Source organism: Arthrobacter sp. M4 (assembly GCF_020251205.1).
Taxonomy (GTDB): Bacteria; Actinomycetota; Actinomycetes; order Actinomycetales; family Micrococcaceae; genus Arthrobacter.
This window is the reverse complement of the sequence record NZ_JAIWYX010000008.1, coordinates 12,457-38,278: the sequence shown is the minus strand read 5'-3', so window position 1 is coordinate 38,278 and position 25,822 is coordinate 12,457. Positions and strand designations below refer to the sequence as shown.

Genomic DNA, 25,822 nt, shown 5'->3' with positions numbered 1-25,822 from the left:
TGAAACAGATTGGTATTGACTCTGAAGGGAAGAAACGCGAAACTTTTCTCATATGTGATTGACGTCTCAAGGCAATCCCGGCAGCGGGAAGCCTGGACCAACCAAAGGTGGAACAAATGGCAACAACCCTCGAACTCACCGTCCGCAAGGCTCCATGGACGCGGCCCCCGCGCGAACTGGTGCAGGCGTTCGAGCAGTTTCCGGTGGCACACATTGGGGACGCCATGGAACGTCTGGGCCTCGTCGATGGCCACATCAATCCGGTGTGGGCGGGCGCCCACTGCGTCGGATCAGCACTGACTGTGCTGGGTGCAGCCGGCGACAACGCAGCAGTCATCGAGTCCCTGAACTACATCGAGCCCGGAGACGTCATCGTCATCAACGGATTCGGCCACGAGCACAGGGCATTGATTGGCGAACAGCTCTCGCAGCGCTTTGCGGCAGCCGGGGCTACAGGCGCCGTCATCGATGGTTATGTCCGGGACCGCGCAACCATCTCCGAGATCAAGTTCCCGGTCTTTGCGCGCGGTACCACCCCGGCGGGCCCGTTCAAGAACGGACCCGGAGTCATCGGCGAACCGGTGGCAATCGGCGGCATTGTCTGCGCTCCCGGCGACATCGTGGCAGCCGACGACGACGGCGTGGTCATCATCCCCCAGGCCCGCGCCGAAGAAATCCTTGAAGCCGTCAAGGCCGTGGCAATCCACGAAGCCGAGATGACCGCAGAAATCACCCGCGAATACTCCTAAGCCCCCAATCCCTTCCCCCAACTACGGGACCTAAACTGAGAGAACCCACCATGACTAACCAATCGACGGAATCAGTGGAACTGAACACCGCGCAAGTCAAGGTCGTCACCGCCGACGGCAAAGTGGTGCGCAAGGCTACACTCGCCGGCACCATGGGCTCCTTCGTGGAGTGGTACGACTACGGTATCTACGGCCTCCTGACCACGTACCTGGCCATCAACATCATGGGATCCAAGGACCTTGGATCCCTGCTCCTGACCAACGTCGGCTTCCTTGTGAGCTTCCTCGCCCGGCCATTCGGCAGTGTCATTTGTGGCTACCTGGGTGACAAGCTCGGACGCAAGAACCTGCTGGCCATGCTCCTGTTGCTCATCTCCGGCGCCACCGCCGCCATCGGCCTCATCCCGTCGTCGAGCGTTATCAGCTGGGCGGCGCCGACCATCCTGATCCTCCTGCGCATCCTCCAGGGCTTCTCCGCCGGTGGCGAAGTTGCGGGTGCCATGGCGTTCGTGGGCGAATACGCCCACAACCGCCACCGCAACTACTCCATGAGCTTCATCGCAGTCGGTTCCTTCTGCGCACTGCTCTTCGGCAGCGCCTTCTCCGCGCTCCTCATCACCACGCTTGGCGACGCCACCATGGAATCGTGGGCTTGGCGCATTCCGTTCCTGTTCGCTGTCCCCCTGGGTTACATCGGCTTCTACATCCGTTCCAAGATGGAAGACACCCCGCACTTTGCAGCTCTTCGCGAGCGCAAAGAGGTGGAGCGGAACCCGCTGCGCACGGTCTTCACGTCCAAGCGCCACCTGAAGGCCATCGCGCTAACCATTTTCCTGCCCGCGGTCAACGGCCCCGGCTACTACCTGCTGTTCGCTTACATGCCCACCTACCTGAAGACCCAGCTCGGCAGCGGCAACAACTTCAGCATGCTGCAGGCCCTGACGGTTACCGCCTTCAGCCTCGTGGCCATCATCATCTCCATCCCGCTGATGGCCCGCCTGTCCGACCGAATCGGCCGCAAGCCGGTCCTGGCCCTGTCCGCCATCCTCATGGCAGCCGTTTCGTACCCGATGTTCGCGATGATCACCACCGGCAACATGCTCCTGGCGTGCATCGCCACCGTGGTCATGGCGATCGCATTCTCCGGCCACGCGGCCGTTGTGCACACAGTCCTCACCGAAATGTTTCCCACCACTGTCCGCTACAGCGCTTACAGCATCGGCTTCAGCCTCAGCACCATCATTTTCGGCGGCAGTGCTCCGCTGGTCATGACGGAAATTATCAAGGCAACCGGTAACAGCATGGTCCCTGCGTATGCCTCGATCGGCACCGCGATCATCACGCTGGCGTCCGTGTTCTTCCTGAGGGAAACCAAGGGCCAGCCCCTGCAGACCCACTAATCAAATAGCCCCCGACGACGGCGGCCGGCCGGCCACTGCGAGCCAGCCGCCGTCGTCGAACAGCAAGTCACCAAACACGAAACATCGGGAGTCACCTTGGGCATCAACAAAGTCGCCGTCGTTGCCGACCTCGGCGAAAGCTACGGAAACTACACAATCGGCGACGACGAAGCGCTGCTCGGCCTCGTCACCTCCTCCAACATCGCCTGCGGATTCCACGCCGGCGACCCCCGAGTCATGGACGCCACCGTCAAGTCCTGCGTCGAGCGTGGCATTGAACTTGGCGCACACCCGGGCTACCCGGACCTTGTGGGCTTCGGTCGACGCCTCATCGAAGCCAGCGAAGAGGAAATCCGCACCGACGTGCTGTACCAGATCGGCGCACTGGATGCCTTCGCGCGCATCCACGGCGGCAAGATCAGCCACGTGGCTCCGCACGGCCGCATGGGCAGCATCGCCCAGACAGATGCCAAGCATGCCCGCGCCATTACCGATGCGGTGGCAGCCTACGATCCCTCCTACATTGTGATCTGCCAGCAAGGCCTCCTCGCCGAAGAGTCCCGCAAGCGTGGACTCCAGGTGGGCTATGTATTCCTAGCCGACCGCGGCTACGGTGAAGACGGCATGCCCGTCTCGCGCAACACCGAGGGCGCGCTCCTTCACGACCCTGAGGAAATCGGGCGTCGAGTAGTCCAGGTTGTCACTGAAGGCACGGTTCGCGCCGTCACCGGCAAGGTGGTCCCGCTCGGCCACGACGCCGACGTCGTCCTTCTCCATGGCGACCACCCGCAGGTGCTGGAAAACGGCACGGCTCTGCGGGCAGCCTTGGACAAGGCCGGAATCGAGGCAACAGGGCTCCAGGAAGTCCTTGCGGAAAAGGCGCGCCTGGCGTCAGTCTGATCCCAGTTGCTACGCCCCGGCCCCGATGCAAGGGCCGCGAGAAGACAAAGAACCAAGGACAATGAGCACCCACGCAGCGCCCCAGCAACGGCGAACACCACCGGACATCAAGGCCATCCCTTTTGGAGACTCAGCACTCATGGTGAGTGTGGCTGCGGGGAGCGCTGAGGAGCGCCAGGCCGGCAGCCGGAGGCTGCGCGAGATCCTGCTCGAAGTGCGACCTTATGGGCTGCAGGATGTGGTTGCGGGAGTCGACTCACTGCTCGTGGAGTTTGATTGCCTGGCAGTCAGCCACGAGCAGTTAGCCCAGACCATCCGGCTGGCGGTGGCAGGACTTGGACTAGACGGGCATCAAGCAGATGGGGACTTCACGCAGTTCGTCATCCCCATGGTGGTCAACGATGAATTCGCACCCGATCTTGGCGATGTCGCCGCCGAGCTGGGCATCAGGCCGGAAGAGGTCTTGGGCCGGCTGGAAGCATCGGAGCTGTCCATCAACCTGCTGGCCTCCGCTATGGCACCCATGATGGGAACCGTCCAGTTTCCCGGGCAGGTCAGCAGGTGCAAGGAGCCACGGACCAATGTGGCCAGCGGCTCCGTCATGGTGGCCGGGACAAACGCCATCATCCAGCCCTTCCCCGGGCCCACGGGCTGGAAGGTCATTGGCCGCACGCCACTGACGATCTGCGACATCCACGAAGACCCTGCCACCTCGTACAAACCGGGAGACAAGGTTCACTTCAAGGTGGTCCCGGAAAGTGAATGGGCTCTACTTGAGGGCCAATTCCTGAGGGCAGCCAATGCACGGGACGTGGTGGACCCGAGCGATGAAGGGACTTCCCATGGCGCAGTCTGAGCAGACGGTGGCGATCAAGGTTACGGAACACGGCTGGCTATCCACCTTCCAGGATCTGGGCCGCGAACACTCTGAATTCATGGGCGTGCCCTGCGGTGGAGCGGCCGATCAGCACTCCGCCGCCCTGGCCAACATCCTGGTGGGAAACCACCGGTCGGCCACCACCATCGAAATCATGGGCGGCCGATTCGCCTTCACACCGCAGGCCCCTGTGCTGATATCCGTGACCGGCGCCCCGGCAGACGTGACCGTCAACGGAGAGCCGGTCCGGCTGTGGGAGCCGGTGTGTGTTCCGTCCAAGGCTCGCGTGGTCATCGCCAACGCCAGGAATGGCATGCGTAACTATCTGGCTTTCAACGGTTCGCTGTCCACGGACCTGTTTATGGGCAGCGCAGCGCCTGAAGCCCGCATGGGTTTCCCTCAGGTGATCGCCGCTGGCCAGGCCCTTGAGCTGCGGACTGCCTACACAGGCTTTGAGCACCCCTACCTAACGCAGCCTCTCTTCCGGCTGCCAGTCCCGGTGCCAGCCTTCAGTCCCGGGCCCTGGACTGTTGACATCGTAGAGGGGCCGGAAACCGATGCCGCGGAGGGGATCAGGGAACTGCTCGCCACCCGGGAATACACCGTGACGCCGACGTCGAACCATGTGGGCCTTAGGCTCGACGGCCCGGTGGTCCACCCCAAGGGCCTGGGCGAAATCGTGTCCCATGGCGTTCCTATCGGGGCCTTCGAGATTCCGCACGGTGACGAGCTGATCATCCTGGGCAGGTACCGGACCCTCACGGCCGGCTACCCCATCGTCGCGTTTGCCACCAAGGCCTGCCTGCCCATGCTCGGCCAGGCCTGTCCGGGTCAAAAGATGCGCTTCCGATGGGTCACTCATCAGCACGCCGTCCAGACCCACCGCGAAGAGCAACAGCGCCTGATGGCGTTGGAAGAACGGGTGGGAAACCTCTTCGCCGCGGTTGGTCTTCCCTTGCAGGCCAGCACCGCGCCACAGTCGGCCGCAGCCTGATCCTCCCCGGCAAAGACTTGACTCCCACGAGTCTCAAATGAGAAACTTTTCGCATATGTGATGCTTGTGTCACGCACTAAGGAACGGAAACATGGGACTTCTTGAAGGAAAAGTAGCGGTCATCACCGGGGCCGGCACAGGCATGGGACGCTCCACCGCAGCGCTCCTCGCCAAGGAGGGTGCCGCCGTCGTACTGGTGGGACGGCGCGGTGACGTCCTGGAAGAAGTGTCAGCAGAAATCACCGCCAACGGCGGCCGCGCCTACGCAAAGCCGGCCGACATCTCCTCGAAAGAGGACGTCGAGGGACTGGTCGAATGGGTGCGCTCCACCTTGGGCCCCGTGGACATCCTGGTGAACAACGCAGGCAGCTCAAGCAAGGTCCTCAACGTCCGCTGGATCAGCCAGGAGGAATGGAACAACGTCCTGGACGTCAACCTCAACGCAGTCTACCTCCTGACCCAGACCGTATTGCCGGACATGCTCGGCCGGAAAACCGGAACGATCATCACGGTTTCCTCCCTGGCTGCCGTCAACCCCAACCTTCTGGGTGGCGCCGCGTACGGGGCCGCCAAGGCAGCCGTCCGCAACTTCATGACCTACCTCCACAACACGTTCCGCAATGACGGCCTCCGCGCCGTCACCATCCTTCCCGGTGAAACAGCCACACCAATACTGGACAACAGGGCGCGGCCGCCGCGCCAGGAAGAACGCGAGAACATGGTCCAACCCGAGGACGTAGCCCGGGCCATCCATTTGGTGGCCACCCTGCCACAGCGCACCGTGGTCCAGGAACTCGTGATCGCCCCAACCGTGCAGCGGGACACGTCCGGAGACCTTGAAATCAGCAGGTGGGCCGGCGCTCCCGCCGAGGATCGGCCGGAACAATGAAACCCCGACGCCTCTACTCGCCTGGCACCATCGCCCACCATCCAACCAGCCAAAGCAGGACAACCATGACCCTCGAATCCGCCACCGCAGTAGTCAACGGCTTCCAGCCGTCCGAAGCCGTACAGCGCGTATTGCGCACCTCGCTCCGGGTCCAGCAACCCCAGTCCAAGGGGGACCTGGTGTCCTTGGCCATGGGCGAGCCGGATTTCGACACTCCGGCCCAGGTCCGGGCCGCTGCGGCGAAGGCCCTCGAAGAGGGCCACACCCATTACTCGCCGTTGCTCGGCGAGCTTGAGCTCCGTAAGGAGCTGGCTGCCCGTATCGGCCAGCTCCTCGGCGGGGTTGCCAGCTCCAGCGACGTGCTCATCACCCAAGGCGGAACCGCGGGACTATCCGCCGCCATCCTCGGCATCGTGAACCCCGGAGACAAAGTGGTCATACCGGACCCTACGTACTCCCTCTATGCGGATCTGGTGAGCATGGCCGGGGGCACGATCGTGCCCGTACCCCTCGCCGAAGACCTGCACTGGGACCTCGAGGCATTGGCTGATGCGCTGCAGGACGCCAAGCTTTTCGTCTTCTGCAACCCATCCAACCCCACGGGCATCGTCCACTCGCGGCGCGAGCTGGAGGCTTTGGCCGACCTCGTAGCGGGAACCAAAACCTTGGTGCTCTCCGACGAGGCCTACAGCGACCTCGTCTACACGCCCGAGCCCTTCGTCTCAGCACTCGAGATTCCGGGTCTCGCCGGCCGGACCATCTACTGCCAGACCTTCTCCAAGAGCTATGCCATGACCGGCTGGCGCGTCGGCTACCTGTGGGGTCCCTCCGAGGTCATCAAGGCGGCTGCCAGGGTACACAACACCTTCAACGGCTCCATGAACACCGCAGTCCAGCTGGCCGCGCTCACCGCCCTTATGACCTGCGGACCGGACATCGAACGCATGCACGCTTCCTATGCCGCCCGCCGCGAGCTCATGGTCGCAGGCCTCAACCGGATTCCCGGCCTGACGGTCAGCTCGCCTGAAGGTGCGTTCTACCTTTTCCCGAAGTACGACGTCGATATGCCCGCGGCTGAGATGGTGGCCCACCTGCGCGACTTTGGTGTTGCGGTCCGTCCCGGCAGCGAGTTTGGCCGCAACGGCGAGAACCACCTCCGCTTGTCCTACGCGGCAAGCGCCGAAGCGATCTCTCTCGGCGTGGAGAGGCTTGCCGCTGGCCTAGCGGCCCTGAGGTAACTCCGGATGCAGCTCGCGGACCCGGCTTCCGGCCTGCGAATAGATACCCAGCGGAACCGCTCGCTTCTTGTCAGTGCCGCCGGCCGCCTTTTTGGAGCCGGCGGCACCGCCACCATGGCAGAGGTCGCCGCGGAGGCAGGAATCTCGACGGCTACCGCCTACCGGCACTTTGCATCCGTCGAAGAAGTGCTGGCGGCCTACCGCTATGAGGTGGGCCTGGAGCTCCTGTCCTTCAGCAAGGTGCAGGGCGCCAGTGGGATTGAGCTTCTGAAGCTGGTGTGCGGCAAGTGGGTGCGATTGGTGGTCAGGCATGGAGGTTCCATGATCCACACGCGCTCTGCCGAAGGTTATCTTGCCCGCATTCGAGACGGCGCCTACTACCTCACCGTCCAGGCTGAGGCCTTGCGGCGTCCCTTGGACGAGGCATTACAGGAACTGGGGACCGGGCCGCTTGGCGATGAGGCGCTCTTCCTTTGGAATGTCTTCTTCGACCCCCGCGAAATTTTCGACGTCATCCACAGCGTCGGACTCACGCCGGACCAGGTCTCCGATCGCCTCACGCGTACCTTCATGGGGGCCCTCAAAGGGTGGGCACCGCGTAAGGACCTAAGCTAGGGAGGTAACGAAAGGGTGCCGAATCATGCGTAGTGACACACAGCGCAACCGCAGACAACTCGTCAAAGCCGCGGGGCAGCTGTTTGCAGCCCGGCGTGGTCCGATCAGCATGACGGACATCGCCAAGCAGGCCGAGATCTCCACGGCTACCGCTTACCGACACTTCGCCTCCGTGGAGGAAGTCCTCTCCGAATACCGCTTTGGAGTCGGCGAGAAACTACGCGACTTCAGCCTTAAGCAAGAGTCTTCGGGCCTCGTCCTCCTCGAGGCCGTGAGCCGGAAGTGGGTGGAGCTTGTGGTTCGCCACGGCGGCGCCATGCTCTACACCCGCTCCGGCGAGGGCTACCTGAAGCGCCTTCGCCAGGGGGCTTTCTACATCACAGTGCAGGCCGACGCCCTGGAACGTCCCCTACGCGAGACCTGCGAGGAACTCGGGCTTGAGCCCCTCGGCGACGAAGCCATGTTCCTGTGGAACATCCTCTTCGACCCCCGCGAAATCCTCGACCTCATCAACACAGTCGGCCTGAACAAGGACCAAGCCACCACGCGCCTGGTCTCCGCCCTCAAGGGAGCCTTGTCAGGCTGGAGCGAGGACCGTGCCAGGCTCGCGTCCGCAGAGGTTGAGAGCGCGTAAGAGTACGACGGCGGAACGTCACCGCCAGCGGGACGTCACCGTCCCGCGCAAAGCCACGGCGGAACGCCACCATCCCGCGCAAAGCCACGGCGGCAGCCCCGCCGTCGACCGTAACGGCGACGGCTAAGGGCCGCGGAGCCACTCAAACAGCAAGAGCAGGCTGTTAGGATGCCCGTCGCAGGAGTTCGCGGACACGTTCTGCGGTGACTGCCACCACGGCGGCGACCCGAAACAGATCGCATTGGCCGCTGCTGAGGGCTTCTTCAACGTCCACGCGAAGCTGCTCTTCAGCCCGTTCCCGTTCCTCCAGGGCTTCCTTCAGCGCGGCGGCGATATCCGCCAGCCGGGCCAAGTGAACGCGATGGGGTGTCCCGGAGAAATCGAACTCCGTGTAGCTGCTGCCGACGCGCTTGACATCCGCGGCCTTGATTCCCGCAGCAGAGGCGATGGCGCCGACAGACACACGGTCTGCCAGTGCCATCGCCGTTGCTTCGTTCCTGCGAACAAGCAGGGTCCGAATGTCGCTGGCTATGCGCGCCCGCGACGTGCGGGCCTCGGCGAGCCGACGCTCAATGGTGGGTGGCCGTCGTCGGGAGCTGCTGTCCCGGGAACTAAAATCCGCGCGCTGCCGCCGAGGCCGCTGCTCAGCCCTGTAAACCAAAGTCAGCCTGCGAACCACTGCCGAGCTGCGAACCACTGCCGAGCTGTGAACCCACAAGCCCCCTGAACGGCTTCAGCAGGGTCCATTGAACGCGGTCGCTCCGGTACGTGGGCATTATGCTGCCTTCCAGGACGTTGGCGGGCGCGGCCTCCTCGCCGTTCGGTGCCCACAACCCGCTCAGGGGGCAGTGGGTGCCGGTTTCCGCGGTGAGCCGTTGCGCGGGACGGGTGATCGTTTCTGGCCTGGTCCGCAACATCAGTTTGCTCCTGTGCTTGTTCCGGAATTGAAGGAAATCAGGACTTTGCCGGAGAGCCGGGAGTCCTTGGCGGTGTTGAAAGCTTCCAGGGATTCGCTGAAGGGATACTCGTGGGTGATAACTGGGTCAACGAGCAGGCTGCCGTCCGCGAACGCCTCTAGGACCTCGTCCAACTCGGAGTTGAAACGGAAGGAGCCCAGGAGTTCCAGTTCCCGCGTGATGGCGAGGGAGATAGCCACAGGCTGTTCACCGCTAGGCAGGAGCCCCACCATCACCACTTTCCCACCGCGCATGGTGCCCCGGAGGGCGGAGTCCAGGCCCCGGTAGTTTCCGGAGGATTCAAGGGTGACATCGGCTTCGACGGCGGCAATCGCCTCGGCGTCCGCTGCCAGGATTGTGCGGGTGGCACCGACTTTCCGGGCAATCTCCAGCGGTTCTTCGTGGACGTCCACGGCTACGATTTCCGATGCTCCCGCCCGCTTCAGGACGGCGACGATGAGGCAACCGATCGGTCCGCTGCCGATCACCAGTGCGCGCTTGCCCTTGACGTCACCGGCTCGGGCCACCGCGTGCCACGCCACGCTTGCGGGTTCGGCGAGGGCGGCTGTCCGGAGTGAGAGTCCTGGCGGCAGATGCCGCAGCATCCTCACGGGCAGGACAGCCAACTGGCTGAAGGCACCCTGGGTGTGGGGAAACCGTGCGGCGCTGCCCAAGTAGGTGCATCCCGGGGAAAGGTTGGGTCGGTCCTCCGGATAGCGGGCTCCCGTGCCGCCGGGAGTGGCGGGATGGACGGCCACTCTAGTGCCCGCAGCGGGGCCGGTTCCGTTGGCGGCGGCCACTTTGACCGTTCCCACCACTTCGTGGCCGAGGACCAAAGGCTGCCGAAGGATCGACTCCCCGGCTGCTCCATGGAGCCAGTAGTGCAGGTCGGAGCCGCAGATGCCGCCGTAGGCAATTTCGACGACGGCCTGGTCGGGTTCCGGGGTCCCGAGCTCGATCGGGTCCAGCCGGAGGTCGCCCACTCCGTGGACTACGAGGGCTGCCCCGGCGTCGGCCACAGTTTCAGTGCTGGCTTCTGCCGGGCTTAGGTGCCTGTGGGTGTCTTCGCCAGCCTTGGTTGAGACTGAGTCACTCATCGTCAGACCACCGCCGTCATTCCGCCATCAATGAAGATGGTCTGTCCGTTCACGTACGCAGAAGCCTCGGATGCCAGCCACTGAACAGGGCCTGTAAGGTCATCGACTGTTCCCCAGCGACCGGCAGGGGTCCGCTTGCAGATCCAGGAATTGAATTCCACATCATCCACCAGGGCCTGCGTCATTTCTGTGTGAATGTAACCGGGGGCTACGGCGTTAATTTGCAGACCAGAACCGGCCCATTCTGCGGCCATGGCTCGCGTGAGGTTGCGTAGTCCACCTTTGGCAGCCGTGTAGGCGCCAATAGTGGGCCGGGCGAGGTCCGATTGCACGGATCCAATGTTGATGATCTTTCCCCGGCCACGCGGGAGCATACGTCGGGCAACTTCCCTACCGACCAAGAAAGCGCTGGTGAGGTCTGTGGAGATGACTCGATTCCAGTCCTCAACCGCCAAGTCAAGAAGGGGTACGCGGTGCTGGATTCCGGCGTTGTTGACCAGGATGTCCACCGGCCCAGCCTTCTCTTCGGCCTCCGCCACTCCGAGCGAAACCGACGGTTCATCCGTGATGTCGAAGGCGACGGCGGCGATCCTGTCATCGCCGAAGCGTTCCGCGAGCGCTTTGCGGCTCAGTTCCAGCCGGCTGGGGTCAAGACCGTGTAGGACTACTTTGGCACCGGCGGCGGCAAGCCCCGCGGCGAGCGCCTGCCCGATGCCTCGGCTTGAGCCCGTGACGAGCGCCGTGCGGCCCGTCAGGTCAAAAGGGTTGGTCTCCATCTGCACTTCTTTCATCGGATTCACCGAGGCGGCAATGCCTCACTGCGGGGGTCGAAAGGCTTTGTTTCAAGCGTAGAAGCGGGACGGAGAGAAATCAAGAATCTTTTCTCATTTGATTCAAAATTCACAGTTTTGAGGAGCTGATGCACGCTCAGCCAAAATGGAACGCTGGGCTCAGGAGACGTAAAAAACCCTGCGCCACCGGGGTCCGGCGGCGCAGGGCATTTTGCCTTGAGATGCTATTCGTTGCCCGGTTCACCCTCCGGGGGCTCCGCCGGCCAGTCAACGGAGAGCTCGTAGCCCTCATGCTTGTGGAGATAGGACGCCATGAACGGGCAGTGCGGAATGATCCGCTTGCCCGCGGCGATCACATCGTCCAAGGCGAAGTGGGCCAGGATCTTCGCCAAGCCCCGCCCCTTGAACTTCTCAGCGGTCACGGTATGGATGAAGTCGATGTGCCCTGGCCGATCCATAAATTGCGAATAGACTGCCAGTTCGCCGTTCACGCGCAACTCATAGCGATGGAACTTGTCGTTCCTGACTGTGGTGATATTCGCGCTGAAGGGCTCAGCATCGTCGCGTACCGTGAACTCAGTCATGGATCGAGCCTTGCACTTAAAACGGACCGTTGCAATGGCGACTCATCCAGGCGGAAGTCGGTCAGTCCTTCAACCGGCCCGACGCCACAGGAGCACGCCACTCCGGCCCGCCCACCCGACGCGGGCGCACGCCGTTGCAAGGTTTTTACAAAGGGGTTACGCAATAGGTCTAGCGGCATGTGACCTCATTGCGAAAGACTCTTCATCAAGTGTTCAGTACCACCCATCCAGCGGGACGGACCGCATTGCCGCAGTCCGTGGCCGCTTCGTAGGCAGAGGCGCCACCTAGGACGTGCCGCCAGATCGGGAGGACAGCATGGCCGGCACGTTTGAATTGTTTGTTGACGTTGACGCGAGTTTCCGATTCCGACTCAAGGCTCCCGACGGGACCGTGGTGGCGCTCTCCATGGCGTTCCCCGACAAGGCCGCGGCAGTCGCAGGGATCAGCGCAGTGCGTGAGTACGCAGGCATGGGCCTGATCACCGACCTCTGTCCGAAGGCAACCGCAGTTCAACCGGCTGCGCCCTTGCCGGCACCCCGTCAGCTACCTGCCCGAACGCTTGAGAAGGATCAGTGCGCTGCGCCGAACGATTTCCACACGCGTTTGAAGCCGGTCCGCCATCCTCGCACTCCCCAGTGGAGCGGAGTGGCCTAAGCCGCCAGCCGCACCAGCCACACGCACACAATGGAGCCACGACGCCCATGCCCAGTTATTGCCTTCGGCGGGCAGTAGCCAAGCCCGGCTTCAGGGCTTTCCGTACGTTCGGGGTTCCGTCTGCAAACCAGTAAGTGGGAAGGAACGTCACGCCCTCGCGGGAACGCGCCCCAACAACAGCACGGCGAGGGCGAAGCACACCGCTCCCCCGCCCAGCAGACCAAGCGTCAGTCCGTTCAGCGCGGCATCCACTACCGGGACAAAAACCACGACGACGGCAGTCACCACCGCGGCGCCAGGCCGGCGTCTGCTGTGCGGACCCGCGATCGGCCGGTCCTCAAGCCTCCCGAATACAGCAAGGACGGGTATCAGCAACCCGATCACGGCGATGAGGACCAGCGGCCGCGCCCACCACCATCCAGCGGTAGTGGCAGCCGGCTTCGGGAAATCCGTCAGTAGCAGGACACCGGACAAGGCAACCAAAAGAGGCAAATGCCACAGGTAGATGGTCATTGCCCTTCGCCCTGACACCGACACCATCGCCTGGATCCACTGAACGGACATCAGCCACTCCATCCCGGGCCGAAGCAATTGCAACGTCGCTGCCTGGGAAATCCCCAGAAGGAACAAGCAAAGGTTGGGAGGATTCAGGTTCACCAGCATGTTGCCCGTGTAGAGGTCAAGGCCGGTCACGACGCCCAGGACCAGGTTGCTTCCGGCCACAACCGCCACCAACTGGGTTCGACTGAGCCGGTCCGCAGCACCGTCGGCAAGAAGAAACCCAAGCTGTTGGACTGCGCACCACACGAAAACAAGGTTGATGAAGGCCAATGTTGGGAACGCCCCGCGGAAGCAGTCCACGGCAATCACGGCCGCTACAAGCGCGCCCAAAGTCAGCCAGGGCGCGCGATCGTGGAGCCGGGCCAGAACGGGGACCGCCAACTGGGCAGTCAGATAGGCCGCGAGGAACCACAGCGGCATACCCGCCCCGCTGGCCATTAGCTGGATGACCTGCTGGTCCACCCCGAGAAGCCGTGCGGCCCACAGGCCCAGGAACATACACGTGAGGAGCGCTGTGGCCGGGCGAATGAGACGAAGGAGGCGCAGTTGGGCGAATTCGATGCCGGTTCCCCCTCGTGCGCGCAGGCGCCGCCAGGATTGCAGTCCCGTGACACCGCCCATCACGAAGAACAGCGGCATGACCATCACAATCCAGATCACCGGCACAAACCAGGGCTGCAGTGCGAGCGTGTTTTCTGTGGTCACTGTTCCATCAGGATTCAGGACCGGGCTCATCATCATGCAATGGCCCACCACCACCAACGCGAGGCAGATGAATCGCGCAAAGTCGATGGCCACGTCCCGCGGCACACTGGTGTATTTTTCCGCGGACGGTGACGCAACCGCGGAATCGGCACTTGTGCCATGCGCCCTGGTCCTTGCGACGAACCCTATGTGCCTTCGGCTCTCCATTCCGTTCCCCCACCGACGCACGGCGGCCGGTGTGCCGCCTGCTGACTCCATTTTGCGCCGCTCGACCCGCCCGGGCCAGCGGGTCCGGGCGGGTGGGTCTGGCGGGGAACCTCCAAGCCTCCCTCAGTATTCAGGACCGGCCGACGAAAGCAGTCGCGAGCGTTGATGAGGATCCATGGCTGCAGCGACAGCTGCCATCGCAAGTCCGAACGCGCCGTCCAGAACGGCGCGGTCTGCCGAAGCTGAAGCGCCGTAGGCAGCGAACATTGCCGTATGGTGGGCGGCGCCGCCAACGTCGTACCCCAACGCTGGGTGGATGCTCGGAACCAGTTGGGAGACATTGCCCATATCCGTCGAGGCCACTGGCTTGTCGTCGAAAACCACCACCCGTCCCCTCAGAGCCATTGCGCGCCGGTACGCCTCCGAGAGGAATGGGTCCTGTCGCAGTTCGGCGTAGTCGTTGCCGGACGGCGTGATGGTCAGTGCGCTGCGACTCGCATGCGCTCCCGCCTCAAGGCAGCGTCGAACTCGCTCTTGGATCACCCGTAGGTTCGTGATGCTGGGTGCCCGCATTTCCACACTGGCCTGTGCCCGATCGGGTATGACATTGACGGCGCTCCCTCCCTCCTTGACTATCAAGGACACCACCGACCCTGCTGGCAGTTGCTGACGTGCCAGCGCGATAGCGGTTTGTGCGACAACTAGCCCATCCAAGGCGTTGACGCCCTCCTCGGGTGCCGCGGCGGCATGGGCAGCCTGGCCCTCGAAGAGCACGTCCCACATACTCATTGCCAACGACGACCCGCCGATGACATCTTCCGCCGCGGCGTGTGCCATCACCGCCAGCGACACATCCCCAAAGTAGCCCTCCTTGATAAGCTCCACTTTGCCGCCGGTTGATTCTTCCGCCGGAGTTCCGAGGACCTTGACCGTAACGCCAACGTCGTCGGCCACTGCTGCAAGCGCCAGGGCGGCACCAACCGCCGACGCCGCATTAACGTTGTGTCCACAGGCGTGCCCGATAACAGGGAGCGCGTCGTACTCAACACAGAACGCCACTACCAGCTCACCCGTCCCGAAGCGCGCGCTGAACGACGCCGGCAGGACCGGCTGGCCGTCGTCGAACCTGAAGCCCGCACCCTTCAGCAACGCGGTGACCCGCTTTGCTGCCCGGAACTCCTCGCCGCTGAGTTCCGGATCGGCGTGGATGGCATGGCTCAAGCGAAGGATGTCTCCTTCCCAGCGTTCGACGGCGGCGCCGACTCGGTCATCGAGGTTGCCTCCCGTGCAGGGACCTTGGGGCGTGACCCGGTTTGGACGGGCCTCTGCGCTGGCCGATGCCGCCATCGAGTCCGACACCCCGGGAGCCGTGGCCTTCATACGATCACCTGATCTGCATTGAACTTTGGGTAGCGGGAAGCAGCGCCTGCAGCGATGAGCGCGCCTACGGCGAGAGCGATCCAGATGGCGGTGAGTCCGCCCTCGCTAATGTGTCCGGCCGCCACGGACGAGGAAGAAATGAGCTTGACGACGGCTGCGCCCAGGGCGATGCCCACTGACAGTGCCAGTTCGTTGAGCCCAGCCGCAGTCGAGGTCTCTTCCAACGGCACGCCTTCCACCGAGAGCGCGCGGGTTCCGGCCTGATACATGCCCAGGCTCACGTTGAAGAGCGCGAAACCAAGGCAGTACCCAACCAGGGACGCGTGCGCCGCGATCATCACAACGAAACCGGCCGCCAGTAGGGTGCCCGCCAGGATCAGCGTGACCCGCTCCCCCAACATGCTCAGGGCTCGCGTAGTCAGCAAGGAGGAAGCCAGTGAAACTACGGACGCCACGGCGAGAACCACCGCGATCATGAATGACCCAAGGCCGAATCCGTAGCCCGTTGTCTCTGGGTCGGCATGCAGGAAGATGCCGTTCGTACCGAAGTAGCTGATGGAGGCGAAGCCGAAGAAGAACGTGGCGAGTGAGACTGCGCGGATTCGGGGGTTGGCTAGCAGGCGTAGGTCCATGAACCGCTTCCCCCCTCGTGCCTCGGAGGCATCCAGGCGCACCCAATAGGCCAGCAACCCAAGTCCGGCCAATCCTGAGCCCAAAGTGCGCGCATCCAGCCAACCCCATTCGGGCCCCATGGAAAGCGCCACAACAAAGCCGACCAGGCCAAGGGAACAGGCAATCAGCGGCGCAAGCGCGATCCGCTCATGCGTGGGCGAGCCGGCGTCGGGCAGGATGAAGGAGCAAACCAGGGCCGCAGCGGCGAAGGGCACCGCTACCCAAAAACCGAGCGTAGGGTCATTGACCCCAACGATGCCGGCAAGCAAGCCACCAACGCCGACCGTAATCATCAGCATCCCGATCATGGCGCTCACTCCCCTGCGGGTGCTGGTGGGGTCAGTTACCCGCAGGATCCCCATCATGAGCGGAATGAACCCAACAACGCAGGTCAGCATCACCACGCCAAGCGTCACGGTCCACAGGGAAGGCCAGAGTGCCATCAGGGTGACGCCAAGTGCGACTACGGCCGTGGACCACCGAAGGACTAACCGGTATCCATAGCTGTCGCCAAACCGGGAGATGATCGGGGTGAGCACCGCAAAACTGACGTTGGAAATCAGGAAGATGCCGTTGATGGTTGGATCGTCGATGGCGAAAACCGGGCCCAAGGCGGGCAGAATCGGGTTGAGGTACCCCTGGGTGACGCCGCTGAGGGCTTCCACCAGGGCCATGGCAACGATCATGCCGGTGATCGTTCGGCGAGTGAGGGCTTCGGTGGCCGGTGGGGCTGTTTTGTTGGCCATATGCTTCCTTGAGACTTGGAGTGATTCGGGACAGTTCACTTCGGAAGTGACGGGAATCACGTTAGGACGCGGCAACGTGGACCGGCCGTTTTTCACCAAAATCCACATTCATACTCAGAATTTTGAAAGAATCTGCCATGATCTCTGAATTGGATCTCGAAATCGTAAATGCCCTCCAGATCAATCCGAGGGCGGACTGGTCCCGAATAGGGGACGTCCTCGAGCTGTCCGCACCTACCGTTGTTAGGCGTTGGAGCTCGCTTGCGGAGCAGGGCCTGGCGTGGATCACCCCGGCTCCCGGACCGCGATATCTCAGTGCGGGCTGGTCTGCTTTTATCAACCTGCAGTCAACGCCTGCCGAACAAGACGCGCTGATCCAACGTCTCTGCGCCGAGCCGGCTTTCGGAACCGTCTCCTTGGTGTCCGGTCAGCATGACCTGTTCGTGGACTGCTTCGCCTCCACCCATGAAGACCTGATGGCAATTGTGACCGGCTCGTTTGCGGAGCTACCCGGCGTGACCCGAAGGGAGGTTGTCTTCGTCACGGAGCTCTACCGCCAGGCATCCGATTGGCGCAGCGGCACGCTGGAGCCCGCCCGGGCAAGGCTTATGGCCAAACCCCCAATACCCTCGCCGCCTGCCTATTCACCGGACCGGCTGGATGCCGCCCTCCTCGAGGAATTAGCCAAGGATGGCCGGGCCAGCTGGGCGGAGTTGGGTGCGGCGTGCGGCGTCTCGCCCCAGACAGCACGACGGCGGGTGGAACGATTCCTCGGCGCCGGCTACATAACGATGCGGTGTGACACGTCAGCTGCGGCGCAACGGGGTCTGCGCGAGGTCACCTTGAGCCTCAACGTTCCGGCCACCCATGTCGATTCCATTGGTCAGTATTTCGCGGCGCTGCCTAGTTGCCGGGTAAGCGCACAAGTTTTGGGCCCCCACAACCTGCTGGTGACCCTATGGGTTCGCAACTATCTGGAAGTCCAGGCCCATGAACGGGAATTGGCGGCAAGGGCACCGGGCAGCACCGTACTCTCACGCCAGGCAGTAGTCCGGACCTATAAGCGGCTTGGTCATTTGTTGGACAAGGATGGCCGGACGGTCGATGTAGTCCCGCTGCCGCTGTGGAGGGAGGGTCACTAGGATGGGCTCCCGATGCTAACCCAGCCCTACGGCCAGGAGGCCAAGTACGACGGCGATCAACGGCGTCGTACCCTGAATGGCTGCGGGGCGGAGGTACTTGCGGCCGCTGGCGGCCAGGACCAAAGCGGCGAGGAGCATGGAACCGCAGCAGCTGAACACGAGTGTCCAGCCGATCATCGGCCGCCCTACCGCCACCATGACGATCCCCACAAAGGCGCCAACCGCCAGGAACAGGTTGTAAAAGCCCTGGTTGTAGGCCAGCGGACGGGTGGTCTCGGCGTCGTTCTGGCTGGCGACGCCGAAGCGTTTCCATGTTGCCGGCCGCGTCCAGGTCAGCGACTCCATGGTGAAGATGTAAACGTGCAGTAGCGCCGCAATGGACGCAAAAAGCAGGGAGGCCAGGACCATAAGCTGATCCTAGCCTCCCTGTATGACAGTTCTGTTGAGCACCGCAGCGGCTGAGTGGCGCCTAGCGGCTGAGTGTCTGCAGCGTGGTTCCGGCGAACGCGGACGCCGACGAGGTCCAGCGGCCGAGCAATCCCTGAAGGTTCTCTCCGTCGGCCCGGTGGGAAGCGGTTTCAGCCTCCAGTGTGGCTAGGATGCCCGTGCGCAGTTCGGTGTTGAAGTTCACCTTGCCCACGTTCATTGATGCAGCCTTCACCAGCTCGTCGGCCGGGATGCCGGAAGCACCGTGCAGCACCAGCGGGATCCGAGTGCGTACCGCGATGTCCTGCAGGACATCCCAGCGGAGCCGCGGCTCCCCCTTGTACTTGCCATGGACATTCCCGACGGCAACAGCCAGGAGCTGCGCGCCGGTGCGGACAACGAACTCCTCAACCTGGGATGAATCGGTGAGGCCAGCGGCGTCATGCCCGGCGGAATCGGACGCGAATGCCCGGTCCTCGTCGCCAGCCAGGCCGCCCAGTTCCGCTTCAAATACGACGCCGGGAAAGCCTTTGGCGTCCAAGGTCGCCCGGGCCGCCCGCACCAGGGCGATGTTGTCCTCGAACGGCAGGCTTGAGCCGTCCACCAGGACCGCGTCCGCTCCTACGGCAACGGAGTCCACGATGACCGCCAGGTCCGAAGCGTGGTCCAGCTGCACGCAGACCGGAACGGAAGCGTCGTGGGCGAGTGCCCGGAGCGCCGCAATCAGGCGCAGGCCGCTGGGAGTAGCGGCGGTCTTCGGGGCAACCAGCAGGATCACGCTCCGGCCAGCCTCCTCCGCAGCGGCCACCACGGCCAAGGCAGTGGTGAAGTCGTAGCAGGTGAAGGCCGGAACCGCGGATCCCTGCCTGAGGGCAGAGGTGACCAGTTCGTCGAGTTTGGCGCGCATTAGTGGGCCAAACCTCCCACCAGGATCCAAGCGACGTAGGTCAGCACGAAGCCGGCCAGGCCGAGGATGGTGGTGAGGACAGTCCAGGTCTTGAGGCCGTCTGAGACGGTGAGGCCGTAGTAACGGACCACGGTCCAGAAGCCTGCGTCAGTGACGTGGGAAAGACCCAGCGAGCCGAAGCCGATGGCGATGACGATCACTGCGATCTGCGCAGGAGTGTAGCCGCCGGCGCTGACCGCGGACGTGAGCAGGCCCGTCGTCGTGACGATGGCGACCGTCGCGGAGCCCTGGGCGGCACGGAGGGCCAGGGAGATGATGAAGCCGAGCACGATGATCGGGAGGCCAAGGCTGTCCAGGGTGGTGGACAGTGCGGCGCCGATGCCCGACGTGCGGAGGACTTCACCAAACACGCCACCCGAGGCGACGACCATCAGGATGGAAGCGATCGGCGGCAGGGCATCCTCAAAGATCTCCCCGGTTTCCTTCATGGACCAGCGGCGACGGACAGCAAGCAGGAAGAAGGACAGCGTTACAGCCACCAGGAGCGCGAAGAACGGGTTGCCGACGAACGATGCGACGCCGTACCAGAAGTCCTTCTTGTCAAGGGTGAGCGTTCCGATGGTGCCGAGGAGGATCTGTACGATCGGGGCTGCGATCAGGAAGATGATCAGGCCCGGACGCGGCGGAGCGATGGTTGCAGCGCCGGGACCGACGTGGCCTGCGTGGATCAGGGACTTCGAACCGAATTCGTCCACCTGGGCTTTGATGCCGGGGAGGAGTTCGTAGTCCTTGCGGTTCATGATGCTGGCCACCCAGTAGGACAGGAAGCCGAGCGGGACGCAAATCAGCAGGGAGATGAGCGTGATGAGCCCAATGTCCGCGCCGAACACGCCGGCGCCGGCAACGATGCCCGGGTGCGGCGGGACGGCCACGTGGATGGACAGCATGATGCCGGCCATGGGCAGGCCGAACTTCACGGGGTGCACGTTGGCGATCTTCGCGAAAGCGTAGACGATCGGCACCAGCACAATAACGCCGACTTCAAAGAACACGGGGATGGCGACAAGGAAGCCGACGGCGGTCAGCGCAATCGCAACCCTCTTGGCGCCGAGTTTCTCCGTGAAGTGCGTGGCCAGCGACTGCACACCGCCGGAAACCTCGATCATGCGGCCGAGGATGGCGCCCAGGGCAATGAGCAGCGCAACCTTGCCCATGGTGCTGCCCACTCCGTTGGTGACAACCGTGAAGATGTCCTTAAGCGGGATCTGCGCAGCGACGCCAACCAGGATGCTGGTGGCGAGCAGGGCAACAAAAGCTTGGACCTTGAAGCGGATGATCAGCACCAACAGCAGCGCGATGCCTGCGGCGGCGATAGCGAGCAGCAACGGCGTGCCGAGCTCTACCGCCGGCTTGATGGCAGGCGCGTCGGCGGCACTAACCGCCAGCGTATTGAGAAGGGGGATCATGTGGAGAGTCTCCTTTGACATACCAGTTTAGGGAAAACCAGCTGGAGGGCGCGACGACGGCGGGAACGGGACCGCCGTCGTCGCGGTCTTTCTTGGGGGGATGTCTGGGAGTTTGTGTACAGAGCGTGCCGTTACACGGCGGCTTTAGGGGACGGAGCTGTACACAAACTTGAATTAAGCGGTGCGCTTGGTGGGTGCGACGACCTTGATGACGGCAGAGTCGTCCGCAGCCGCGAGGCCCTGCGCCTGGCCCAACAGGTAGAGCTGCTCGGCTGCAGCAGCAACAGGAGCGGCCAGGCCAGCTGCGCGGGTAGCCTTCCCAACGATGCCCATGTCCTTGACGAAGATGTCCAGGCGGCTGAGAACCTCGGCGCCGTCTTCGGTGTACGCCTCGAGGATGCGCGGGCCGCGGTTGGACAGCATAAACGATCCAGCTGCACCGGCCTCAAGGGCGGCAAGAGTCTTGGCCTGGTCCAGGCCGAGGGCGTCGGCCAGGGCCATTGCCTCGGCAGCGGCAGCGATGTGCACACCGCACAGGAGCTGGTTGACGGTCTTGAGCGCTTGGCCGTCGCCCGGCTTGTCGCCGACGATGCTCAGGGTGGAGGCCAGCAGTTCCAGGACCGGGCGGGCGGTTTCCAAGGCAACGGGCTCAGCGCCGACCACGATCAGCAGGTCGCCCTCACCGGCGCGCTTGGGACCGCCGGACAGTGGAGCGTCCACCAAGGACACGCCGAATTCCGCGAGCTTCGCCACGGTGGCGGGGATCGCCTCAGTACCGACGGTGCTGGTGAGGATCACCACGGAACCTGGCTTGAGGACAGTGGCAACACCGTTCTCGCCGAAAAGGACGTCGTTGAGCTGTTCGCCATTGCGCACGGCGAGGAGCAGCGCGTCGGTGTCCTGGGTGGCTTCACGAGCGGAATCGAAGGTGCGGACGCCGGACTTTGCAGCCAGGTCCATGCGCTCTGCGGCGATGTCGAAGCCGTGGACGTTGAGCTCGGTGGCCAGGCGGGTGGCCATGGGCAGGCCCATGGCTCCGAGTCCCAGGACAGTGACGGTGTAGTTGGTGGTCATGGCGTTCTCCGTTGAATTACTACTGTTAGGGGTTCAGGAAGGGTCTAGAAGGTGGCGCTGAGCTTGCGGGTCACCTGGGACAAGGATTCGTCGCCGCCCACGTTGCCCGCGAAAACGATGTAGGGGATGCCCTTGGCGGGGCCATCCACCGGCTCCCACAGGGAGACGATGCCGGGAAGCATCGGCCCGCGGACGATCCCATGGCGGATTTCTAGGCCATGCGCGGCGACGTCGGACGACGTGATGCCACCCTTGGCGATGACAAAACGCGGCGGGAAGGTCTTCAGCGTGCGGTTCACCACCGCGACGACGGCGGCAGACACGGTACGGGCGATCCGCAGGCTTTCGGCGGCGTCGTCGGTCTTGATCAGCAGGCGGCTGGTGTGGACGATTACGTCGCCACCCTTGAGGGCGTCGACGACGGCGGCAACCACAGTGTCGATGTAGGCGTCCGCTCCGCTGTCACCCGCGGCGCTGTCCGTCAGCAGCCTTTCGACGTCGATTTCGATGATGTTGGCGGAGCTGTGTTCCGCGGTGAGGACGTTCAACTGCCGGGTCGTGAGGCCGACGTGGGATCCGACGACGATCAGTCCGCCTGCTGTGGAGGGGTTGTTGCCTTCGTAAGCCTCTTCACCGGTCAGGGCGTCGCGGATTTCCTGGCCGATCCGACCACGGACGAACGGCGGACCCACGCGGTAGAGCAGCTTCTTGCCGCGACGCTCCGCTTCCTCAAGGCCAAGGGCCAGGGCGCGAAAGTCGTTTTCAGTGACGATGTCGGCCACGATCGGGGTGGAGTTTGTTGCCCCTTCGATTGCGTCCGCGATGGCCTTTGCGGAAACCGCCGGGTCTCCGTCCGGACCAGCCGCGCGAATGACGTTGAGGTCCAGGACAATAACGGAGTCAGCGGTGAAGCGTCCCTGGGACTTCTCCTGCACGTATTCCGCCATCACTGAGTTGGCGAAACCGAAGCTGGCATCCTTGGCGAACTCGGTCTCGGCGACCGGGATCAGGGATCCAGCGCTCTCGCCCGTGCCGCGCATGTAGTGGACACCGCCGATGGTGACGCGACCGGCGTCGGGAAACGCGGGAACAATAACGACGCCGTCAGTCGCCTCGCCGGTAACGTCCGCCACGGTTGCTGCGATGACGTCCGGTTCCAGGGGGTAGTGACCGCGGAGTGTGGAGTCGCTCCGGCTGACGAATCCGAGGCGGACGCTGTCGCCGGCGGCGGCGAGGGCGTTGCGGACGACCTCTTCATTGCGGTCTGCGGCTTCTGCCGGGTCCAGGCTGCGGGTGTTCGTGAGAACGTAAACGGCCGGCTTGGACTGGCTCTCAGCGATGTGCGTGAAGGCCCACTCGAAGTCCTGGACATCCCAGCGGGTCAGCACCGGCAGGTTGGCGACCGACTGGGTACCGGTGGGATCGTCGTCCAGGACCACCAGGATGCGAGGCGATTCTGCCGAGGACGCTGTTACAGCGTCGGCAACCAGCTGGGCGGGGATCCGGACTTCCGCGGGAAAGGCGGACAGAACGTCGGCTTCAAGGATCACGGGGCACTCCATCGTGGGAAATCTCTGTTGCTGGCTTCGATTTGTAAGATGTCAGACATCTAACATTTCCATTAGTGTGACACAGCTCCCGGCAAGGTGCAACACGTCCTTTTGTGCGGGGCCCGGCTTACGCTGGGCCCATGCCAGAACACGCTCCCGACTTTGGCTCCGACGCGGACGACGGCGCCATTCCGATGGTTCACGTGGACGTTTTGCGGCCTGCCGGGACAGTTCCAAGCGCGCAACTTTCTGACTCAATGGCTGAGGTACCGACGGCGGCAGGTCCTCCTGCTCCAACTGGTTCTGGTTCGCACGACGCGCCAAGGGCGACGGACACCGCGGCTGCCGACGGACCGTCGTCGTTCGTTGAACAGCCTCCGGCCGGCCGGCGCGCGAAACTCACGCCCGTTGTACTCCTCCATGGCTGGGCGTCAGACCCTCTCTATTGGAGGCCACTTGCGGACGTGCTTACAGCCCGCGGATCCGAAGTTTGGATTTGCTCGCTGCCCGGCTATCACGTCTCCGATGAACTCCCCGCGGGCTTCCGTTGGACGCTCGAAACCGCCGCTGCCGCCGTCGTCGGTTCCATGAGGGCACAGGCCGCGGGCCGCGTGCACCTGGTTGGCCATTCTTTAGGCGGAAGTGTTGCCTTGACGATTGCCGCTAATTTCCCAGATGTCGTCGAGACCTTGACGCTGGTGGGCATGGTGCCCGCTCCCCCAAACGAGAATTTCCGGTCGATGCTGCTTCACCAGCTCACGCAGGGATTCGTCGACGACGACACCAAAAACCGCTGCATGGATGCCTGGTACGGCACCCTCTCCCCGGACGACCGGCGACTGCTCAGCCGTGGCTTCGAGGTGCCATTCAGCGTGCTGGGGCCCAGCGGGCTGGCCGCGATGGAGGGCGTCCCCGCTGATTTGCCCGCTCGGGTCCAGGCGCCACTGCTGGTGCTGGTGGGGACCGGCGACAAAGTTCGGACTCCCGATCAGGTTCGTGATTTCGTTTCGGCCGCGCCGTCGCGGCGGCTGGCCGCAATCCCCGAATCCGGACACAGCGTTCACTGGGAACAGCCAGCGGCCTGCGCGGCAGCACTTGTGGAATTTTGGAGTCAATCAGGCGCCGCGACGCGTAAGATGTCAGACATCTAAAGCCGCGGCCGCGAAGGGGCGACGGCGGTTACCAAGGGAGAACGTTTACGATGGCACGCAAATCGCTGGTCGGCGTCGTCGCTGATGAGTTGCTGGACCGGATCGTCGCCGGGGAGTTCCCGCCGGGAACTGTAGTGCCCGGCGAACTCGAACTCAGCGCGCGGCATGAGGTAAGCCGCATGACCGTGCGGGAAGCCATGAAGACGCTGGAAGCCCAGCGCATCCTCAGTGTGGAGCGCGGCCGCGGAACCTTCGTCAACCCACTTAATCGTTGGGCTTCCCTGGAGGCCGTCCTCCGGGCGGCATCTGAAGGCACCAACGACGCCGCAGCCGCGATTCAGCTGATCGAACTGCGCCGGATGCTGGAAGTGGGAGCCTGCGAACTGGCCGCAGAGCGGGTGTCCGACGACGACCTGGCAGCGTTGCGCAGCCGCGTTGATCGCATGCGGTCCGCGCACGAAATCAACGATGTGGCCGCCTTTGTAGAGGCTGATCTGGCCTTCCACGACATCATCCTGCACGCCTCGGGCAACGTTTTTGTGGCGGTACTTTTTGAGCCGCTGCACCGGGTGCTGGAATCACGCCGAACACAGACCTCCGAAGTTCCCGACATCCAGGAACACGCGATCTGGCACCACGCGGCCATTCTGAAGGCACTGGAATCCCGCAACGCCGTCAGCGCCCGAACGGCCATGGATGCGCACATGCAGCAGACCCTGGACGATCTGAAGTCGTACGTGCTGCACGAGGCTTCTGCGCTTAGAGAAACGCGGGAAAGAAGCGAAAAAAGCGCATAGGAACGGCGTCGGTGGGTCAGGGACGGGGATCCGGGTCTGACCTGGCAGGTGCATTGGCGGCAGGCGGGAGGTGTCCTCGTTGGGGGTTCATGGTTACGGTTCCGGCGGGACGGTGCCATCTCACGCGGATGCGGATGTCGACTGAATTCGTACCGGGCGTCTCCGTACACTGGGTCACATGACTTCCCGTATCAGCGAACTGGTCCTCAAGTGCGCCGACCCCGAACTGCTCGCGCGGTTCTGGAGCGACGTCCTTGGCTACGTCGAGCTCGACCGGGAGGACGGTGCCATCGAGATCGGCCCGCCCGACGCCGGGTTCGGCGGCCTTCAGCCCACCATCATCCTGAGCCCCAGCAACGACCCGCGCACAGGGAGACTGCCCCTGCACATCGACGTCAACCCCGTCGACCGGGACCAGGACGCCGAGCTGGAACGGTTGCTCGCCCTGGGCGCCCGGCCCGCCGATGTCGGGCAGACCGGCGACGAACAATGGCACGTCCTGGCCGACCCTGAGGGCAACGAATTCTGCCTACTGCGCAGGCGACTCGAGCCCTGATCCCATGATGTGCCGGTTTGCGCGCCACCCACGATTTGTCCGGCACAACGAACTGCCCGTGAATCTCCATATCGCCCCAGGTCGGTCCTCCAGCGTCGCTGAG

General features: G+C 63.7%; 28 protein-coding genes. 15 read left to right on the top strand and 13 right to left on the bottom strand.

Features of this window, described 5'->3' with window-relative positions:
- Nucleotides 1–116 precede the first annotated feature (116 nt).
- From LD110_RS14825 to LD110_RS14780, 10 genes are all read left to right on the top strand, one after another.
- The gene (locus LD110_RS14825; RefSeq protein ID WP_225499609.1) at nt 117–749 is read left to right on the top strand and encodes an RraA family protein; all 633 of its coding nucleotides are present in this window, start codon (nt 117–119) and stop codon (nt 747–749) included.
- A gap of 50 nt (nt 750–799) precedes the next feature.
- On the top strand, nt 800–2,149 hold the full coding sequence (locus LD110_RS14820; RefSeq protein WP_225499608.1) for an MFS transporter: 1,350 nt from the start codon (nt 800–802) through the stop codon (nt 2,147–2,149).
- 96 nt (nt 2,150–2,245) lie between these two features.
- The gene (locus tag LD110_RS14815; RefSeq protein ID WP_225499607.1) at nt 2,246–3,049 is read left to right on the top strand and encodes a LamB/YcsF family protein; all 804 of its coding nucleotides are present in this window, start codon (nt 2,246–2,248) and stop codon (nt 3,047–3,049) included.
- Between the two features lie 61 nt (nt 3,050–3,110).
- A complete protein-coding gene (locus LD110_RS14810) occupies nt 3,111–3,905 on the top strand; it encodes a carboxyltransferase domain-containing protein (RefSeq protein ID WP_225499606.1) in 795 nt (264 codons plus the stop codon).
- Nucleotides 3,892–4,920, top strand: a complete 1,029-nt coding sequence (locus tag LD110_RS14805) for a biotin-dependent carboxyltransferase family protein (protein ID WP_225499605.1) — start codon at nt 3,892–3,894, stop codon at nt 4,918–4,920. Before LD110_RS14810 ends, LD110_RS14805 begins: the two co-directional genes overlap by 14 nt.
- A gap of 91 nt (nt 4,921–5,011) precedes the next feature.
- Nucleotides 5,012–5,809, top strand: a complete 798-nt coding sequence (locus LD110_RS14800) for an SDR family oxidoreductase (RefSeq protein WP_225499604.1) — start codon at nt 5,012–5,014, stop codon at nt 5,807–5,809.
- Nucleotides 5,806–7,047: a pyridoxal phosphate-dependent aminotransferase gene (locus LD110_RS14795; RefSeq protein WP_225499603.1), complete on the top strand. Its 1,242-nt coding sequence runs from the start codon at nt 5,806–5,808 to the stop codon at nt 7,045–7,047. Before LD110_RS14800 ends, LD110_RS14795 begins: the two co-directional genes overlap by 4 nt.
- A 6-nt stretch (nt 7,048–7,053) precedes the next feature.
- Nucleotides 7,054–7,662 (top strand): TetR/AcrR family transcriptional regulator, encoded by a 609-nt coding sequence (locus LD110_RS14790; protein WP_225499602.1) that lies wholly within the window; start codon nt 7,054–7,056, stop codon nt 7,660–7,662.
- A gap of 25 nt (nt 7,663–7,687) precedes the next feature.
- Complete coding sequence (locus LD110_RS14785; RefSeq protein ID WP_225499601.1) at nt 7,688–8,296, top strand: TetR/AcrR family transcriptional regulator; 609 nt, start codon at nt 7,688–7,690, stop codon at nt 8,294–8,296.
- A complete protein-coding gene (locus LD110_RS14780) occupies nt 8,283–8,423 on the top strand; it encodes a hypothetical protein (protein WP_225499600.1) in 141 nt (46 codons plus the stop codon). The genes LD110_RS14785 and LD110_RS14780 overlap by 14 nt, the downstream gene beginning before the upstream one ends.
- 36 nt (nt 8,424–8,459) lie before the next feature.
- Here the strand turns inward: LD110_RS14780 and LD110_RS14775 are convergent, their stop codons facing one another.
- The 5 genes from LD110_RS14775 to LD110_RS14755 form a co-directional block, all read right to left on the bottom strand.
- On the bottom strand, nt 8,460–8,777 hold the full coding sequence (locus tag LD110_RS14775) for a hypothetical protein (protein WP_225499599.1): 318 nt from the start codon (nt 8,775–8,777) through the stop codon (nt 8,460–8,462).
- Between the two features lie 163 nt (nt 8,778–8,940).
- Complete coding sequence (locus LD110_RS14770; protein ID WP_225499598.1) at nt 8,941–9,213, bottom strand: hypothetical protein; 273 nt, start codon at nt 9,211–9,213, stop codon at nt 8,941–8,943.
- Nucleotides 9,213–10,349, bottom strand: coding sequence for an L-idonate 5-dehydrogenase (locus tag LD110_RS14765; RefSeq protein WP_225499597.1), 1,137 nt, complete (start codon nt 10,347–10,349; stop codon nt 9,213–9,215). Before LD110_RS14765 ends, LD110_RS14770 begins: the two co-directional genes overlap by 1 nt.
- A 2-nt stretch (nt 10,350–10,351) precedes the next feature.
- Complete coding sequence (locus LD110_RS14760) at nt 10,352–11,125, bottom strand: SDR family oxidoreductase (RefSeq protein ID WP_225499596.1); 774 nt, start codon at nt 11,123–11,125, stop codon at nt 10,352–10,354.
- A 239-nt stretch (nt 11,126–11,364) separates the two neighbouring features.
- Nucleotides 11,365–11,724: a GNAT family N-acetyltransferase gene (locus tag LD110_RS14755; protein WP_225499595.1), complete on the bottom strand. Its 360-nt coding sequence runs from the start codon at nt 11,722–11,724 to the stop codon at nt 11,365–11,367.
- A 316-nt stretch (nt 11,725–12,040) separates the two neighbouring features.
- On the opposite strand from LD110_RS14755, the gene LD110_RS14750 reads away from it, so the two are divergent.
- A complete protein-coding gene (locus LD110_RS14750; RefSeq protein ID WP_225499594.1) occupies nt 12,041–12,379 on the top strand; it encodes a DUF1508 domain-containing protein in 339 nt (112 codons plus the stop codon).
- Nucleotides 12,380–12,526: 147 nt separating this feature from the next.
- Here the strand turns inward: LD110_RS14750 and LD110_RS14745 are convergent, their stop codons facing one another.
- The 3 genes from LD110_RS14745 to LD110_RS14735 all read right to left on the bottom strand — a co-directional run bounded on the left by LD110_RS14745 (nt 12,527) and on the right by LD110_RS14735 (nt 16,650).
- Entirely contained in the window at nt 12,527–13,852 is a 1,326-nt protein-coding gene (locus tag LD110_RS14745) for an acyltransferase (protein WP_225499593.1), read from the bottom strand.
- Between the two features lie 123 nt (nt 13,853–13,975).
- Nucleotides 13,976–15,232: an amidohydrolase gene (locus LD110_RS14740; protein WP_225499592.1), complete on the bottom strand. Its 1,257-nt coding sequence runs from the start codon at nt 15,230–15,232 to the stop codon at nt 13,976–13,978.
- Nucleotides 15,229–16,650 carry an MFS transporter gene (locus LD110_RS14735; protein WP_225499591.1) on the bottom strand — a complete coding sequence of 474 codons (1,422 nt, stop codon included), beginning with the start codon at nt 16,648–16,650 and terminating at the stop codon, nt 15,229–15,231. Before LD110_RS14735 ends, LD110_RS14740 begins: the two co-directional genes overlap by 4 nt.
- Nucleotides 16,651–16,787: 137 nt before the next feature.
- Here LD110_RS14735 and LD110_RS14730 point away from each other — a divergent pair, with 137 nt between their 5' ends.
- Nucleotides 16,788–17,792 (top strand): Lrp/AsnC family transcriptional regulator, encoded by a 1,005-nt coding sequence (locus LD110_RS14730; RefSeq protein WP_225499590.1) that lies wholly within the window; start codon nt 16,788–16,790, stop codon nt 17,790–17,792.
- A 15-nt stretch (nt 17,793–17,807) separates the two neighbouring features.
- Here LD110_RS14730 and LD110_RS14725 read toward each other — a convergent pair whose 3' ends face one another.
- The 5 genes from LD110_RS14725 to LD110_RS14705 form a co-directional block, all read right to left on the bottom strand.
- A complete protein-coding gene (locus LD110_RS14725) occupies nt 17,808–18,200 on the bottom strand; it encodes a DUF1304 domain-containing protein (RefSeq protein ID WP_225499589.1) in 393 nt (130 codons plus the stop codon).
- Nucleotides 18,201–18,261: 61 nt separating this feature from the next.
- A complete protein-coding gene (locus LD110_RS14720) occupies nt 18,262–19,125 on the bottom strand; it encodes a class II fructose-bisphosphate aldolase (RefSeq protein WP_225499588.1) in 864 nt (287 codons plus the stop codon).
- Nucleotides 19,125–20,591, bottom strand: a complete 1,467-nt coding sequence (locus LD110_RS14715) for a GntP family transporter (protein ID WP_225499587.1) — start codon at nt 20,589–20,591, stop codon at nt 19,125–19,127. The genes LD110_RS14720 and LD110_RS14715 overlap by 1 nt, the downstream gene beginning before the upstream one ends.
- 174 nt (nt 20,592–20,765) lie before the next feature.
- A complete protein-coding gene (locus LD110_RS14710) occupies nt 20,766–21,665 on the bottom strand; it encodes an NAD(P)-dependent oxidoreductase (protein ID WP_225499586.1) in 900 nt (299 codons plus the stop codon).
- A gap of 44 nt (nt 21,666–21,709) precedes the next feature.
- Complete coding sequence (locus LD110_RS14705; RefSeq protein WP_225499585.1) at nt 21,710–23,215, bottom strand: four-carbon acid sugar kinase family protein; 1,506 nt, start codon at nt 23,213–23,215, stop codon at nt 21,710–21,712.
- 140 nt (nt 23,216–23,355) lie between these two features.
- Between LD110_RS14705 and LD110_RS14700 the strand changes: the two genes are divergently transcribed.
- The 3 genes from LD110_RS14700 to LD110_RS14690 all read left to right on the top strand — a co-directional run bounded on the left by LD110_RS14700 (nt 23,356) and on the right by LD110_RS14690 (nt 25,719).
- On the top strand, nt 23,356–24,366 hold the full coding sequence (locus LD110_RS14700; protein WP_225499584.1) for an alpha/beta fold hydrolase: 1,011 nt from the start codon (nt 23,356–23,358) through the stop codon (nt 24,364–24,366).
- 50 nt (nt 24,367–24,416) lie between these two features.
- Nucleotides 24,417–25,163: a FadR/GntR family transcriptional regulator gene (locus tag LD110_RS14695; protein ID WP_225499583.1), complete on the top strand. Its 747-nt coding sequence runs from the start codon at nt 24,417–24,419 to the stop codon at nt 25,161–25,163.
- Between the two features lie 178 nt (nt 25,164–25,341).
- A complete protein-coding gene (locus LD110_RS14690) occupies nt 25,342–25,719 on the top strand; it encodes a VOC family protein (protein WP_225499582.1) in 378 nt (125 codons plus the stop codon).
- Nucleotides 25,720–25,822 lie beyond the last annotated feature (103 nt).

Coding starts and splice junctions, on each gene's coding strand:
- LD110_RS14820 (WP_225499608.1), top strand. CDS start 800: ATGACTAACCAATCGACGGAATCAGTGGAACTGAACACCGCGCAAGTC.
- LD110_RS14715 (WP_225499587.1), bottom strand. CDS start 20,591: ATGATCCCCCTTCTCAATACGCTGGCGGTTAGTGCCGCCGACGCGCCT.
- LD110_RS14790 (WP_225499602.1), top strand. CDS start 7,054: ATGCAGCTCGCGGACCCGGCTTCCGGCCTGCGAATAGATACCCAGCGG.
- LD110_RS14690 (WP_225499582.1), top strand. CDS start 25,342: ATGACTTCCCGTATCAGCGAACTGGTCCTCAAGTGCGCCGACCCCGAA.
- LD110_RS14745 (WP_225499593.1), bottom strand. CDS start 13,852: ATGGAGAGCCGAAGGCACATAGGGTTCGTCGCAAGGACCAGGGCGCAT.
- LD110_RS14810 (WP_225499606.1), top strand. CDS start 3,111: ATGAGCACCCACGCAGCGCCCCAGCAACGGCGAACACCACCGGACATC.
- LD110_RS14710 (WP_225499586.1), bottom strand. CDS start 21,665: ATGACCACCAACTACACCGTCACTGTCCTGGGACTCGGAGCCATGGGC.
- LD110_RS14800 (WP_225499604.1), top strand. CDS start 5,012: ATGGGACTTCTTGAAGGAAAAGTAGCGGTCATCACCGGGGCCGGCACA.
- LD110_RS14775 (WP_225499599.1), bottom strand. CDS start 8,777: ATGGCACTGGCAGACCGTGTGTCTGTCGGCGCCATCGCCTCTGCTGCG.
- LD110_RS14700 (WP_225499584.1), top strand. CDS start 23,356: ATGCCAGAACACGCTCCCGACTTTGGCTCCGACGCGGACGACGGCGCC.
- LD110_RS14755 (WP_225499595.1), bottom strand. CDS start 11,724: ATGACTGAGTTCACGGTACGCGACGATGCTGAGCCCTTCAGCGCGAAT.
- LD110_RS14795 (WP_225499603.1), top strand. CDS start 5,806: ATGAAACCCCGACGCCTCTACTCGCCTGGCACCATCGCCCACCATCCA.
- LD110_RS14750 (WP_225499594.1), top strand. CDS start 12,041: ATGGCCGGCACGTTTGAATTGTTTGTTGACGTTGACGCGAGTTTCCGA.
- LD110_RS14785 (WP_225499601.1), top strand. CDS start 7,688: ATGCGTAGTGACACACAGCGCAACCGCAGACAACTCGTCAAAGCCGCG.
- LD110_RS14695 (WP_225499583.1), top strand. CDS start 24,417: ATGGCACGCAAATCGCTGGTCGGCGTCGTCGCTGATGAGTTGCTGGAC.
- LD110_RS14725 (WP_225499589.1), bottom strand. CDS start 18,200: ATGGTCCTGGCCTCCCTGCTTTTTGCGTCCATTGCGGCGCTACTGCAC.
- LD110_RS14730 (WP_225499590.1), top strand. CDS start 16,788: ATGATCTCTGAATTGGATCTCGAAATCGTAAATGCCCTCCAGATCAAT.
- LD110_RS14805 (WP_225499605.1), top strand. CDS start 3,892: ATGGCGCAGTCTGAGCAGACGGTGGCGATCAAGGTTACGGAACACGGC.
- LD110_RS14735 (WP_225499591.1), bottom strand. CDS start 16,650: ATGGCCAACAAAACAGCCCCACCGGCCACCGAAGCCCTCACTCGCCGA.
- LD110_RS14720 (WP_225499588.1), bottom strand. CDS start 19,125: ATGCGCGCCAAACTCGACGAACTGGTCACCTCTGCCCTCAGGCAGGGA.
- LD110_RS14825 (WP_225499609.1), top strand. CDS start 117: ATGGCAACAACCCTCGAACTCACCGTCCGCAAGGCTCCATGGACGCGG.
- LD110_RS14765 (WP_225499597.1), bottom strand. CDS start 10,349: ATGAGTGACTCAGTCTCAACCAAGGCTGGCGAAGACACCCACAGGCAC.
- LD110_RS14740 (WP_225499592.1), bottom strand. CDS start 15,232: ATGAAGGCCACGGCTCCCGGGGTGTCGGACTCGATGGCGGCATCGGCC.
- LD110_RS14760 (WP_225499596.1), bottom strand. CDS start 11,125: ATGGAGACCAACCCTTTTGACCTGACGGGCCGCACGGCGCTCGTCACG.
- LD110_RS14770 (WP_225499598.1), bottom strand. CDS start 9,213: ATGTTGCGGACCAGGCCAGAAACGATCACCCGTCCCGCGCAACGGCTC.